The organism is Cryptosporangium sp. NPDC051539 (assembly GCF_044454545.1).
In the GTDB taxonomy this organism is placed as follows: Bacteria; Actinomycetota; Actinomycetes; order Mycobacteriales; family Cryptosporangiaceae; genus Cryptosporangium.
In genome coordinates, this window is the sequence record NZ_JBITDV010000002.1 from 1 (window position 1) to 13651 (window position 13651).

Annotated in this window: 11 protein-coding genes and 2 rRNA genes; 7 read left to right on the plus strand and 6 right to left on the minus strand. The window is 71.7% G+C overall.

Translation table 11 applies throughout. The features are described from left to right. Positions 1–80, plus strand: a 23S ribosomal RNA gene (locus ACIBZJ_RS05945); the annotation flags it as partial. 125 nt (positions 81–205) lie between these two features. Then, positions 206–322: ribosomal RNA gene (rrf, locus tag ACIBZJ_RS05950) — 5S ribosomal RNA — on the plus strand. A gap of 1433 nt (positions 323–1755) precedes the next feature. On the opposite strand, the gene ACIBZJ_RS05955 is transcribed toward rrf, so the two are convergent. Continuing rightward, positions 1756–2631 carry an AraC family transcriptional regulator N-terminal domain-containing protein gene (locus tag ACIBZJ_RS05955; protein WP_395926060.1) on the minus strand — a complete coding sequence of 292 codons (876 nt, stop codon included), beginning with the start codon at positions 2629–2631 and terminating at the stop codon, positions 1756–1758. Between the two features lie 97 nt (positions 2632–2728). Here ACIBZJ_RS05955 and ACIBZJ_RS05960 point away from each other — a divergent pair, with 97 nt between their 5' ends. Beyond that, on the plus strand, positions 2729–3814 hold the full coding sequence (locus ACIBZJ_RS05960) for an aldo/keto reductase (RefSeq protein WP_395926062.1): 1086 nt from the start codon (positions 2729–2731) through the stop codon (positions 3812–3814). On the opposite strand, the gene ACIBZJ_RS05965 is transcribed toward ACIBZJ_RS05960, so the two are convergent. Further along, the gene (locus tag ACIBZJ_RS05965) at positions 3808–5982 is read right to left on the minus strand and encodes an FUSC family protein (protein WP_395926064.1); all 2175 of its coding nucleotides are present in this window, start codon (positions 5980–5982) and stop codon (positions 3808–3810) included. The genes ACIBZJ_RS05960 and ACIBZJ_RS05965 overlap by 7 nt on opposite strands. Positions 5983–6082: 100 nt before the next feature. Next, positions 6083–6469, minus strand: a complete 387-nt coding sequence (locus ACIBZJ_RS05970; RefSeq protein WP_395926066.1) for a hypothetical protein — start codon at positions 6467–6469, stop codon at positions 6083–6085. Between the two features lie 132 nt (positions 6470–6601). Between ACIBZJ_RS05970 and ACIBZJ_RS05975 the strand changes: the two genes are divergently transcribed. The 3 genes from ACIBZJ_RS05975 to ACIBZJ_RS05985 are packed head-to-tail and all read left to right on the plus strand — an operon-like array spanning position 6602 to position 9410. Further along, entirely contained in the window at positions 6602–7483 is an 882-nt protein-coding gene (locus tag ACIBZJ_RS05975; RefSeq protein WP_395926068.1) for an LLM class flavin-dependent oxidoreductase, read from the plus strand. Positions 7484–7490: 7 nt separating this feature from the next. Next, positions 7491–8681 carry a DNA polymerase IV gene (gene dinB, locus ACIBZJ_RS05980; protein ID WP_395926070.1) on the plus strand — a complete coding sequence of 397 codons (1191 nt, stop codon included), beginning with the start codon at positions 7491–7493 and terminating at the stop codon, positions 8679–8681. A gap of 27 nt (positions 8682–8708) precedes the next feature. Beyond that, complete coding sequence (locus ACIBZJ_RS05985; protein WP_395926072.1) at positions 8709–9410, plus strand: DUF1707 domain-containing protein; 702 nt, start codon at positions 8709–8711, stop codon at positions 9408–9410. 51 nt (positions 9411–9461) lie between these two features. Here the strand turns inward: ACIBZJ_RS05985 and ACIBZJ_RS05990 are convergent, their stop codons facing one another. Both ACIBZJ_RS05990 and ACIBZJ_RS05995 read right to left on the minus strand, forming a co-directional pair. Beyond that, positions 9462–10640 carry an FIST signal transduction protein gene (locus tag ACIBZJ_RS05990; RefSeq protein WP_395926074.1) on the minus strand — a complete coding sequence of 393 codons (1179 nt, stop codon included), beginning with the start codon at positions 10638–10640 and terminating at the stop codon, positions 9462–9464. Between the two features lie 63 nt (positions 10641–10703). Next, the gene (locus ACIBZJ_RS05995; protein ID WP_395926076.1) at positions 10704–11639 is read right to left on the minus strand and encodes an NAD-dependent epimerase/dehydratase family protein; all 936 of its coding nucleotides are present in this window, start codon (positions 11637–11639) and stop codon (positions 10704–10706) included. Between the two features lie 3 nt (positions 11640–11642). Between ACIBZJ_RS05995 and ACIBZJ_RS06000 the strand changes: the two genes are divergently transcribed. Then, positions 11643–12161, plus strand: coding sequence for a metallophosphoesterase family protein (locus ACIBZJ_RS06000; RefSeq protein WP_395926078.1), 519 nt, complete (start codon positions 11643–11645; stop codon positions 12159–12161). On the opposite strand, the gene zwf is transcribed toward ACIBZJ_RS06000, so the two are convergent. Continuing rightward, on the minus strand, positions 12120–13622 hold the full coding sequence (zwf, locus tag ACIBZJ_RS06005) for a glucose-6-phosphate dehydrogenase (RefSeq protein WP_395926081.1): 1503 nt from the start codon (positions 13620–13622) through the stop codon (positions 12120–12122). The genes ACIBZJ_RS06000 and zwf overlap by 42 nt on opposite strands. Between the last annotated feature and the right edge of the window lie 29 nt (positions 13623–13651).

The window sequence follows — 13651 nt, forward strand, 5'->3', positions numbered from 1 at the left end:
CGATCGGGTTGATAGGCCGGATGTGGAAGCCTGGTAACAGGTGGAGCTGACCGGTACTAATAGGCCGAGGGCTTGCCCACAAAGCATACTTTTTTGTAAGTAGTCGCATCCACTGTGTGGTTCCCAGACCACGAACAGCATCAGCACTTTCCCCGGGGATGACCCGGCGGGGGGTGGTTGGTTGGTTCGTTGTGTCTGATGGTGTTCCGGTGGTTATAGCGAGAAGGAAACGCCCGGTCCCATTCCGAACCCGGTAGCTAAGCTTCTCAGCGCCGATGGTACTGCACTGGTGATGGTGTGGGAGAGTAGGACGCCGCCGGGCTTTTATGTAAGGGAGAGGGCCGTTACCCGAATCGGGTAGCGGCCCTCTTTCGTATGTCCTCACCCTTCCGCGCCGCCGCGCGGTTACGGGCCGATACCGGTAAGGGGTCCCGGGCTGATCAACGCTCCCCGGTCGGTGAGCGCCTCCCGGCGGCTGAGCCGGCCCTGGTGGGTAAGCGGTCCCGGCAGGTAGGCGGTTCCGGCGGGTAAGCGGTCCCGATGGTTGAGCGGTCCTGGTGGGTAAGCGGTCCCGGCCGGTAGGCGGTCCCGGCGGGCAAGCGGTCCCGGCCGGTAGGCGCGGTCCCGGCCGGTAGGCGATCCCGGCGGGTAGGCGGCTTCGCGCAAATGAAGCGGCCCGGGTAGATAGCGGTTCCGCGGTGAAGCCGAACGCCGGGTCGACGGTTACGCGACCGCGACCGCGACCGCGACCGCGCACCGCGACCGCGCACCGGGCACCGCGCACTGGGCACTGGCACCGGGCCCCGGGACATAGGGTTCAGGCGCCCGGGGGCAGCATCGCCGGCGAGACTCAGCCCGCACGCGACACCACTGCCGGGCCGACGACTTTCGGTCCTACCAGCAGCGTTGTAGCACCGAAAACCTGACGATCACCCGGAAGATCGGCCCCTGCGAGTCACCGTTGGCCGCGCCGGGGCCGAAGGCGTCAATGCCCGAGGCATCCGTGCCCAATGTGGCTCCGATCCAGCCCGAGTCACTCCTGCCCGCATACGCCAAATCGGCGTCTACCGGGGCGTTATCGACTGCCCGGAACAAGGGTGACACCCCGCGAAAGCTGCGACGAGCTATCCGTCACCGATTTTCACCAGGTCTGAAACCCGGGAGAGCGCCGTTGCAGTGAACTGAATGTTCTCTACCGCCGAGCCGTACAAGAAGCGACCCAGCCGGCACCAGTGGCCTACGCCCAGCCGCACATAGGCAGTACCCCGAGCCGCGACTGCGCCCCTGCCCCCGCACCGCGCGCCTGCCCCCACGCCGCGCCCCTGTGCCCGCGCCGCGCCCCTGCCCCTGCCCCCGCGCCCGGGCGCCCGCGCCCCAGCGCCCGCGCCTCTGCGCCTCTGCGCCTCTGCGCCCCTGTGCGACTGCGCGGTGGCCGCCTGAAGGCCGCTGATTCCCGCACGCGGCCACGTCGCGTCGCTTATGGATCTTCGCGCCGAACGACGGTGACCGGCCGCCTGCGCTAACCGCGCCGCTGGCGGGAACCAGCCTGCACTCGAACCACCCGGCCACCGATAACTTTCCCGTCCTACCAGCGGCATTCCAGCACCCGGAACCCAGGGATCGGCCGGCGCGGGTCGCGCCTGGTCGCGGCATGGCGGGAACCCGCCCGCACTCGGAACCCCTCGCGCCGCCGACAACGTTCCGGTCCTACCGGCAGCGGTCTAGGCGTCGGAAACCGAGAACCGGCGACGCGGGTCACCCCTGCGCGCGGCGCAGCCGCAGGGCATCGGCCCCCGGCGGAACCCCGAAAAGCCGACGGTACTCACGGGAAAACTGCGACGGACTCTCATAGCCGACCGCGAACCCCACCCCAGCCACATCCCCCGCGCTCGCCGCCAGCCGCACCCGGGCCTCCTGCAGCCGGATCCGCTTCTGGAACTGGATCGGCGTCATCGCGGTGATCGCCCGGAAGTGCCGGTGGAACGACGACACGCTCATCCCCGACAGCCGCGCCAGCTCCTCGACGCGGATTGCGTCGGCGGAATGCTCACGGATCCAGCGGATGGCCCGGCTGATGTGCGTCAGGCTGCTGTCGGCGAGACCGACCTGCCGCACGGTCTCCCCCTGGGGCCCGGTGATCAGCCGCCAGAGCACCTCGCGCTCGAGCATCGGCCCGAGGATCCGCAGGTCGGCCGGGCGATCCAGCAGCCGCACCAGACGGACCACGGCGTCCAGCAGGTCATCGTCGGCCTCACTGACCGCCATTCCGGGAGGCGTGGCCGCCGACCGCGGGCGCGCGCCGACGTCGGCGTCCAGCAGGATCGACGCGATCAGCGGCGGGCGGAGCTCCATTCCGAAGCCCAGAAAGGGTGCTTCGGTCACGTGGCCGGTGATCGGCGCGTCGATCGTGACGACGAAGAACTGGCCGGCGGCATAGTCGTAGGTCCGGTCGTGCAGCACCGTCCGCTTCGCGCCCCGCGCCACCACCGCGAGCGTCGGGCGGGACGTCGAGAGCGTCGGTGTGGTCGGGCCGCTGACCGCGGACAGCGTCACCGAATCCAGCCGCCCGTTGGCCCTCGGCCACGGCGCGTGGCGCGCGATCAGCTCAGCCAGCACCTCGGGCGACCCCATGACTCCAGCGTACGATCCGCGCAAGGTTGACAGGATCGTGCACTCGGCGGGCACCATCGGTCTACTCGCGGCGGCGTCGGCGAGGTTCGATCGGACCATGCGAACAACGCTTGATTCCTACCTGACTCTGGGCCGCTCCGGTCTGCGGGTCAGCCCGCTCACGCTGGGCACGATGACGTTCGGCGAAGACAGTGGCTGGGGCTGCGGCGTCGAAGAGTCCGAGAAGATCCTGCAGGCCTACCTCGACCGCGGCGGCAACAGCATCGACACCGCGAACATCTACACGAACGGGCACTCGGAGAAGATCCTCGGCGACTACTTCGCCGCCCGGCCCGGCCTGCGAGACCGGATCGTGCTCGGCACGAAGTTCTTCGCCAACCTCTATCCGGGTGACCCGAACGGCGGCGGGGCCGGACGCAAGGCGATCGTCGCCCAGCTCGAACAGTCCCTGCGCCGCCTGCGGACGGACTACGTCGACCTGTACTGGCTGCACAACTGGGACCGCGGTGCTCCGATCGAGGAGACGCTCCGCGCGATGGACGACCTGGTCACGGCGGGCAAGGTGCGCTACCTCGGGCTCTCGGACGTGCCGGCCTGGTACGCGGCCGAGGCGCAGACCATCGCGCGGTTCCGCGGCTGGTCACCGCTGATCGCGATGCAGCTCGAGTACTCGCTGCTGGAGCGGACGGTGGAGGGCGAGCTGACCCCGATGTCGCAGGCGCACGGCCTGGCCGTGATGCCGTGGAGCCCGCTGAAGGGCGGATACCTCTCCGGGAAGTACACCAGGGAGAACGCCGCCACGGTCGAGTCGGCGCGCAGCGCGTTGGTCGGCGCCCCGACCGAACGCGATTACGCGGTGATCGACGTGCTGCGGGCGGTCGCCGACGAGGCCGGCGCGAGCCCGGCCGCGACCGCGCTCGCCTGGGTCCGCGGACGCCCCGGGGTGGGCTCGACGCTGATCGGCGCCCGCAGCCTGGGGCAGCTGGAGTCCAACCTCGAATCGCTGGACGTGGCGCTCTCGCCCGCGCAGGTCAGCACGCTCGACGAGGCCTCCACCCCGACGCTGGGCTTCCCCGCGACCAACGCGGCGCTCGGGCCGATGCTCCAGTTCTCCGGCGCGACCGTGGACGGCGTGCGGAGCACGGTCTGGTCCTCGCTGGCCCGGAGCACGACCCGCTACTGAACGTGCGCGGGCACCGCGGCGTCGGCGGGCTGGATCAGGCGGTCCTGGATGCGGCGGGTGGCGTCCAGGTGGTCGGCGGTCCAGATCACGCGCACGGCCGTGCCCGCCTCGGGTCCGGCCAGGTCGCGGCGCACGGCGTCGAGCAGGACGCGGTCGGCGTCGGTGTCGGTGGGCAGCGGCGCCGGCGCCGGCAGGTCGGCCGCGAGTTGCGACGCGAACTCCCGGTACCACCCGGTCACCGCGGCGCTGCGGCGGCGCAGTTCCTCCCGGGCCGCGGTCCGGTCACCGGCACCCGCCTCCGAGCTCTCCCAGAGCGCGAGGATCCCGTCGGCCGCGAGCCGGAGCGTCGCCACTCCGGTGACCAGCGTCGCCATCTCGTCGAGCGGCGTGGGTTTGGGACCCCGGTCGGCCAGATAGGTGCGCAGCGCGTCGTCGAGGCGGCGGCTCGACGCGGCGGCGGCCAGCCGGGCGGCGTCCGGAGGAGGGACGGTGGCCCGGTCACAGCGGGCGGCCGCGAACGTGACCGAGGCGTCCAGGTAGGCGGCGCTGTCGAGGTAGGCCTCGGCCAGCGTGATCCGCAGGGTCGCGGCGGCACCGCGGGGCCAGAACAGCAGACCGACGATCAGGCTGACCGCACATCCCAGGCCGACGTCCTCCAGGCGGACGAGGCCCAGCTCCCAGCCGGCCGGCGCGCTCAGGTTGAACAGGATGAGCAGGACCAGCGTGAACGCGGCCTGACCGGTGGCGAAGCCGATCATCGCCGGCGCGATCCCGGCGAGCAGCACGGCGATCGGCAGCAGGATCCAGAGCACCGCGGTGTCGTGGCCGACGAGCGCGAGCACGGCCGAGCCGATCGCGAACCCGATCGTGGTGCCGAGGACTCCCCGGGCCACGGTCTGGCCGGTGGCCAGCGCGTTCGACCGGAGCACCGAGAGCGTGCCGAGCACCACCCAGAACGAGTGCGAGACACCGCTGAGGTCGGCGACCGCGACGGCGAGAGCCAGTCCGGCGGCGCCCCGCACGCTGTTGTGGAGCCAGACCGAGTTCCATTCCAGATGCGCGGACGCCCGCTCGACCGCGGAACGCCAAGCCCCGGTGACGCTGCCGGGCTGGCGGCCGAGGAGGCGCTCCCACCAGCCCCGGCGCTCGGCGGCCGCGGCGGTGGCGACGTTCGTGGCGATCAGCGAGATCACGAACGTGAGTTCCTCGGCGCGGAAGCTCGGTTCCAGTGCGGTGAGCAGTGCGTCCGACGGGCCGGGCAGGCGGTCGCCGGCTCGGCGTTCGAGTTCTCCCCGGGCGGTGTTCAGGGTGGTCACGGCGGTGCGCAGCCGTTCGTCGTCGGCGGCGGAGACTTCGGGGGACGCTGCGGTGAGCACGTCGGCGCTGCGGTCGAGGACGTCGGCGGCGGCGCGGCGCACGGCGTTGACGGCTTCCGAGTGATCGGCCGGCAGCGGGAGCGGATCGTCCGCGAGGATCACGCCCAGCAGCGCGAACTCGTCGACCAGCCGGACCAGCACCCGGGCCGCCGTCGACAGCCCGGTCGGCCGGTTGGGAGAACCCAGGAACGTCCGGTGCAAGGCTTCCACGGCCTCGCGGGTTCCATCCGGATCGGCTCCCGACCGGAGGTGTCCGGCCACCGCGCGGGCCGCCCTGGTCATCGCGGCGCGCAGGGCGTCTTCCGAGCGTGTCGGCCACAGCACCGTGATCGCGATCAGCGCCGCGGCCGACGCGAGGGCCCAGCCGAGCAGGCGGTCGGGGATCGACGACACCGGGCCGGGCACCGAGATCGAGAGGATCGCCGCGAGCACCAGTGGCGTCGCGGCGCTGGCCAGCACCGAGCTCACCACGCCGACGAACAGCACCGCGAACGCGATCACCGCCATCACGACCGCGCCCAGCCAGATCGATCCGCTGGCCGGCGTCCCCAGGCAGATCACGACCGCGCCGGTGACGATCAGCGCGAGCTGGCCCTGCAGGCGGGCGTGCACCGGCCCGGTGAACTCGACGAACAACACCTGCGCGAACGATCCGAAGCTGGCGAACAGGGCCGCGGTCGGGTTGTGCAGAATCTGTGAGCCGAACGCGAACATCAACGGCATCACCAGTGCGGCCCGGGCTGCCCGTCGCACCGCGCCGTTGGCGAAAAAGCCGTTTTTCCCAACCCCCAACCGGACCATGCTGCACAGCAGACCACTGATCGCGCTGGTCTCGCGTCCGGATCGGGTCCCTCGGCCCGCAGTGGTGCATCGACGGGCGACGCACCCACACTCAGAAGCGGGTGAAGAACGTCCGGTTCGCCGGGCGGGCCAGCAGGATCAGGATCGCGAGCGCGCCGAGCGCGGGCCGGTGCGCCTCGACCGCGGTCAGCGCGATGTTGACCAGCACGTAGGCGAGCGTCATCACGACCGCGATCCGGCTGCCGAAGAGGAGCCCGACCGCGACCACCGCGGTACCGGCCGCACCCAGGCCGAGCAGCAGCGCGGTGGTGAGGTCGGCCGTCTCGGTGGCGGCCAGGATCGCGCTGAGCAGCAGCGCGGCGCCGTGCAGACCGACCAGGAACGCCGCGACCACTACCCGCAGCGGACGCTTTTCCGCCGCGGCGGCGGGCCGGTGGAACGGAATTCCTCGTAACACGGTGGGCGCCTGCGCGGACATCGGATCCTCCTGGTGAAGTGGCGTATCCCCAGCGTGCTGCTGATCCGGCCGGGTCACCGTCCGGTCCGGCACGGCGGAACTGTTCGCCACGCGACAGTTGTTTCCGGGCCGCTCGCTCGCTAGGAACAGGGCATGACCTCACTCGGTGTCGTGTTTCGTCCCCAAGTTCCTCCGGAGCGGTTGATCGCGGCGGCCCGCGCGGCCGAGGAGGCCGGGCTGGAAGAGCTCTGGCTCTGGGAGGACTGCTTCTGGGGAAGCGGCATCGCTCCGGCCGCGGCGGCGCTCGCGAGCACCACCCGCCTCCAGGTCGGGATCGGCCTGCTGCCGGTCCCGTTCCGGAACCCGGTGATCACCGCGATGGAGTTCGCGACGCTCGAGCGCATGTTCCCCGGCCGTTTCCGGCCGGGCGTCGGGCACGGCGTCCAGGAGTGGATGGAGCAGGTCGGAGCCCGGGCGTCCTCGCCGTTGACCCTGCTCCGCGAACATCTGGACGCGATGCGAGCCCTGTTGCGGGGCGAGGAGGTGTCGAGGGCCGGCCGGTACGTGAAGCTGGACCGGGTCCGGCTCGACCTGCCGCCGGCGGACGTGCCGAAGATTCTGGCCGGCGCGGTCGGCCCGAAGACGCTGAAGCTCTCCGGCGAGGCCGCCGACGGCACGATCCTCGACGGCCAGAACTCGCCCGAGCGGGTGCGCTGGGCGAAGACCCAGATCGACGAGGGGCGGGCGGCGGCCGGACGCACCGACCCGCACCGGATCGTCGTCTTCACCCACGCCGCGACCGGACCGGGCGGGGCCGAGCGGGTGCGGCGCGAACAGGAGGCCTTCGGCAACGACCCCGGCCTCGGCGTCGCCGGTGGCCCGGACGACTTCGCCGCTCTCGCCGCCGAGTACCTCGACGCCGGTGCCGACAGCCTGATCTTCACCCCGACCGCGGACGAGCCCGAGGTCGAGAACTTCATCCGCTTCGTCGGCCGGGAGGTGAAGCCGCTGATTTCTCGAACATCTGTGCGATGATTGCCGAGTGCCCGAGCAGGCAACGATCCTGCACGCTGACCTCGACGCGTTCTACGCCTCGGTGGAGCAGCGAGACGATCCACGCCTGCGCGGGCGCCCGGTCATCGTCGGTGGCGGGGTCGTGCTCGCGGCCAGCTACGAGGCGAAGGCGTGCGGCGTCAAGACCGCGATGGGCGGACGCCTGGCCAAGGCACTGTGCCCGCAGGCCATCGTCGTGCCGCCGCGGATGAGCGCGTACAGCGCCGCCAGCAAGGCCGTGTTCGAGGTGTTCCGCGACACGACGCCGCTGGTCGAGGGCATCTCGATCGACGAGGCGTTCCTCGACGTCGGCGGGTTGGGCAAGGTCAGCGGCTCGCCGCCCGACATCGCGGTCCGCCTGCGGGCCGCGGTGCGGGAGAGAGTGGGCCTGGCCATCACGGTCGGCGTGGCCCGCACCAAGTTCCTGGCCAAGGTCGCCAGCGGTGTCGCCAAGCCCGACGGCCTGCTCGTCGTGCCGCCGGAAACCGAGCTGGAGTTCCTGCACCAACTCCCGGTCGAGCGGCTCTGGGGCGTCGGCGCCGTGACCGCGGCCAAGCTGCACGAACGCCGGATCCGCACGGTCGGCCAGGTCGCCCGGCTGGGCGAGGCCTACCTGGTGTCGATCCTCGGCCAGGGCGCCGGTCGCCACCTGCACGCGCTCGCCCACAACCGCGACCCGCGGCCGGTCGTCGTCGGGCGGCGCCGCCGGTCGATGGGCGCGCAGCGGGCGATCGGGCGCGGCCCGCACGCGCTGGAAGACCTGGAAGCGACGCTCGCCGGCCTGATCGACCGGGTGAGCCGCCGGATGCGGGCCGCCGGCCGCACCGGCCGTACGGTGACGCTGCGCCTCCGCTTCGACGACTACTCGCGCGTGACCCGATCGCACACGCTGGTCCGGCCAACGTCGCACACGACCGTGCTGCTCGACGCCGGTCGCGATCTGCTCGCCGCGGCGCTGCCGCTGATCGCCGCGCGCGGCATCACGCTGATCGGCGTCGCGGTGGCGAACCTCGACGGACAGGGCGAACAGCTGATGCTCCCGCTCGAGCGTCCGGACGACGGCGGGCTCGACGCGGCCCTAGACGCGGTGCGCGAACGGTTCGGTTCCTCGGCGGTGACCCGGGCGGCGCTCCTGCACCGCGGAGAGGGGTTCACGGTTCCGCTGTTGCCCGACGACTGAGGTTGTGTAACCGCCTATTCTCTTTGTGTGAGCCAGCTCTCCGAACCGACGCCACCGGTTCAATCCGCGACCGGTGACCTGCAGCCTGCCGAACTCCGGGCGTCCAATGCCGACCGTGAGCGGGTGGCGAACGCGCTGCACGAGGCCGCCGCCGAGGGCCGCATCAGTCTGGACGAACTCGACGTCCGGCTGAACCAGGTCTACGCGGCCAAAACCTACGCCGAACTGCAGCCGCTCACCCGCGACCTGCCCGCGCTCGGCACCGCGCACCAGTGGACGCCGGAGGCCTCGCCGCCGCCGGTGGTGCCCGTGCTGCCGCCCTCGAGCCAGGGTGTCGCGATCATGAGCAGCTTCAAGCGCGCGGGCCAATGGACCGTGCCGGAGAAGTTCGAGTGCTTCGCGTTCTGGGGCGGCGGCGTCGTCGACCTGCGCGAAGCGGTCTTCACCAGCAGCACGGTGACGATCCGGGCGGCCGCGATCATGGGCGGCATCGAGATCATCGCACCGGAGTTCGCGACCGTGCACGTCACCGGGCTCGGCATCATGGGCGGCTTCGACGACTCGGCCACCGCGCAGGGCGCTCCGGGCGCGCCGGTCATCATCGTCACCGGGTTCGCGTTCTGGGGCGGCGTCAGCGTGAAGCGACGCGCGACCAAGGCCGAAGTGGAACGCCGACGCCTGGAACGCAAGCGTCTGAAGGCCGAACGCCGCACCCACGACGACGACTGACCAGCCGCCACCGCCACCGCCACCGCCGCCGTCAGCCCGCGACCGGAAGCCTCAGCTCAGCGCCAGCGTCACCATCGTCAGGTGGTGCAGGCCCTGGGAGCCCCGGATCCGGGCGACCTCACCGTCGGTGTACCACCCGGCGTAGGGGATCGACCCGGCCGCGGCGGCCAGCGCTCCGGTCTCGCGTTCGACGCCGGCCGGACCGAGCATCATCTTGCGGGCCGCGCAGTCGAACGCGAGCATGCCCAGCGGAGGTGCGCCCTCCAGCATCGCGATCGCCTGGTGGCACGACGTCCCGGCCGCCGCCACCAGCGCGTCCTCGTCGGCCTCCATCAGCCAGACCAGCCCGCCCTGCGGCACGTCCGCGAGACAGATCAACGACCGGTCGTCGGGCTCACCGCCGTGGATCAACCGGATGTCCTCGCCGCTGCGGCGGTTGAGCCCGAGCGGGTAGCGGAACGCGAGTTCCCGGAACACCTGCTCGTCGCGGGCCACTTCCGGAGACATCCCGAGCCGTTCGACGTAGACGTCGAGCGCCGGTTGTTCGTCCAGCTCGAAGACCTTGCCGTGGACGCTGCGGGTCACCGACATCGGCGCACCGGCCTGACGCCAGCCGTGCGCGACCCCGATCCCGAGCGGTGACTCGCAGGCCAGCCCCACGCCGACCACGGCGTCCGAGACCACGTCGACGTGGTCGGCGTCGCCGGCGAACTGGTATGTCCGTACGTACTGCAGCCCGTCGCCGGACGAGCCGCCGACCAGCGGCGTCGCGGCTCCGGCGGCCGCGTAGGCACCGCGGATGAGCTCTTGCTGGTCGTCCGCGAGGCCGTCGAAGAACAGCAGCAGCGCCTGGTAGGGCAGCGTGAGCTCGGACGTGCACGCGGCGACCTCGGCGGCGGCCTCGCGCCCGCGTCCGCGGGACACGTCGGCGATGCGGTAGCGGGCCTCGATGCCGGGTCCGCCGTAGGCGGCGACCACGGTGCTCGCGGTGTCGAGCGTCCCGGCCGTGTACTGCCCGGACGTCGAGGTCCCGACGATGATCGCGCCGGCCGGAACCTGGGAGCGGACGCCGTCGAGCATCGCCTGGAGGTCGTCACGGACCTGGCTCAGCACGACGACTAGCGCGGCCTCCCGCCCGTCCAGCGCGGCGGCCGCGGCGGCCCGGCCGGCACACGCACCGTCCGCGGCATCACTCGAGCCGACACCGAACCAGCGTGCGGGGTCACCCATGCCTGCCGCGTCGTCCGCGCGACCGCGAACCTGAGGCTTTCCCGTACCTCGATCGTGGCCCGGTCAGTGGGGAAGCGGCCGTCCGTCCTGGTCCAGGTGGTCGCGCCAGCTCCGGCGGGGATGCCAGCCCAGGACCCGCGCGGCCTTGGCGCAGTTGATGCCGCTCGCGTCCGGGCGGGCGACCGGGCGCAGCTCGGTGGGAGCGTCCGGGTAGGCGGCCCGCCAGGACGCGTGCAGATCCCGCCCGCCCACGGTGTCGGCCGCCGCGAGGTAGAGCACCTGGTGACCGGGGACGTCCGACGCGGCGGCCAGCACGATCGCGTCGCCGAGATCGTCCGCGTCGACGTACGACCAGCCGGTCAGGCTCGGTGCCGACGGATCGGCCACGACCGGCCCGAGGTTGAGGGGATAGCTCGCCGCGTTCTGCACCCAGGTCGGCCGCAACGACAGCACTTTCAGTGACGACCGGGCGACGGCCGCGTCGCACAGCTGCTCACCGAAGTACTTCGACAGCCCGTACGGGTCGTGCGGTGTGCACGGGTGCTCCTCGTCGAGCGGCAAGTACACCGGGTACGCCGGACGCTCGGCGAAATGGAACCCGGTGGCCGTCTCGCTGGAGATGTTCACCAAGCGCGGCACCCCCCACCGCACACACGCCTCGATGACGTTGAACAGCGCGCCGATGTTGTTCGTGAACACCGTGGCCGGCGCGTTCCGCCCGGGCGCCGGGATCGCCGCCGCGTGCACGACCACGTCGTACCGCCCGGCCTTGGCGCCCTCGCCCGCGCTGAACCCGCCGATCAGCGCGAACGCGTCGCCGGCCGCGGTCAGATCGGCCGACACGTACGGCACCCGGTCGACGACCGGCGCGTCGGGCGCGGCCCGGTCGAACCGAGGCGGCGCCAGATCGGTCGCGGTGACGTCGTGCCCGGCGGCGACCAGCGCCTCGACCGCGGCCGTGCCCACTTTGCCACGGGCCCCGGTAACCAGAATCCTCAAGACATGCACCTCGTCATCATGGCCGACACGCACGTACCCAAACGCGCGCGGGACCTCCCGGCCCCGCTCTGGGCGGACGTCGAGGTCGCGGACGTGGTGATCCACGCCGGGGACTGGGTCGACGCCGCGCTGCTGGACGAGCTCGAAGCGCGCAGCGTCCGCCTGGTAGGTGTGTACGGCAACAACGACGGCGCCGCACTCCGGGCCCGGCTCCCAGAGGTAGCCCGAACCGAACTGGACGGGCTCAGGATCGCGGTGGTGCACGAGACCGGGCCGGCCGCAGGCCGCGAGAAGCGCTGCGCCCAGCAGTACCCCGACACCGACCTGCTCATCTTCGGACACAGCCACATCCCGTGGGACACGGTGGCCGACAACGGCCTGCGCCTGCTCAACCCCGGGTCGCCGACCGATCGCCGCCGTCAACCGTTCGCCACCTACCTGACGGCGGAGATCAACGGCGGCGAGCTCACCGCGGTGAACCTATGCCGGATTGCGCCACGTACGTCCGTGACGACCGATTAGGCGGTCGGCGTCGGTGGGGCCCCAGGACGCGGCCTCGTAGGTGGGGATCGGCGACCTGTCGTTCGCCCAGTGCTCGATGATCGGGTCGACGATCCGCCAGCACTGCTCGACCTCGTCCGTGCGGATGAACAGCGTCGCGTCACCGAGCAGCGCGTCCAGGATCAGGCGCTCGTACGCCTCCGGCGACTCCTCGCGGAACGTCTGGTCGTACGAGAAGTCCATGCTGGCGGTGCGGACCCGGAACGAGTGGCCCGGCACCTTCGCGCCGAACCGCAGCGAGATGCCCTCGTTCGGCTGGATGCGCAGGATGAGTGCGTCGGCCTCGAGCTCGGTGAGCTGGTTACCGGGGATCGGCAGGTGCGGCGGACGCTGGAACGTCAGCGCGACCTCGGTGACCCGGGCCGGCAGCCGCTTCCCGGTCCGGACGTAGAACGGGACGCCGGCCCAGCGCCAGTTGTCGACGTCCAGCCGCAGCGCCGCGTACGTCTCGGTGCGCGAGAGCGGGTCGACGCCCGGCTCGTCGCGGTAGCCGGGCATCAGCTCCTCGCGGGTACCACCGCGGGTGTACTGGCCGCGGACGGCCACGTCGGCGACGTCCCGGTCGGTGGGCAGCCGGATCGCCTGCAGCAGCTTGACCTTCTCGTTGCGCAGCGCCTCGGCGCCGAACGAGGCCGGTGGCTCCATCAGCGCGAGCGCGAGGACCTGCAGCACGTGGTTCTGCACGATGTCGCGCATCGCACCGGCGGTCTCGTAGAAGCTGCCCCGGGTACCGACGCCGAGCGTCTCGGCGACCGTGATCTGGACGCTGTCGACCCACGACCGGTCCCAGATCGGCTGGAAGATCGAGTTCGCGAACCGCAGCGCGAGCACGTTCTGGACGGTGTCCTTGCCCAGGTAGTGATCGATCCGGAAGACCTGGGGCTCGTCGAACGCGCTGTGCACGGTCGCGTCGAGCTGGCGGGCGCTGGCCAGGTCGCTGCCGTACGGCTTCTCGATGACCAGCCGGGCGAACCCCTCGTCGGAGCGGGCGTGGTTCAGCCCGGCCCCGGCGAGCCCGTTGATGATCGGCGTGAACGCCTGCGGCGGCGTCGAGAGGTAGAACAGGTGGTTGCCGCGCGTGCCGCGCTGGTGGTCGAGCTCGTCGAGCAGCGTCGCGAGCGTCTTGTAGGTCTCCGGGTCGTCGTAACCGCCGGAGACGTACCGCAGGCCGCCGCCGGCGAGCTGCCCCAGGTCTCCCAGGCCGTTCGAGTCGCCCAGGATCGAGACGGCGAACTCGTCGTCGCTCATCGGGGTGCGCGCGACGCCGACGAGCGCGAACTCCGTCGGCAGGCGCCCGTGGCGCGCCAGGCTGGCGACGGCCGGGATCAGCTTTCGCCTGGTCAGGTCACCCGAGGCGCCGAAGATCACCAGCGTCGAGGGCGGTGCGCTCCGGTCGTCCGAGTACTGTGCGGCGATGTCCATCGTCCGTACCTCTCCTGCTGCTGCGCCAA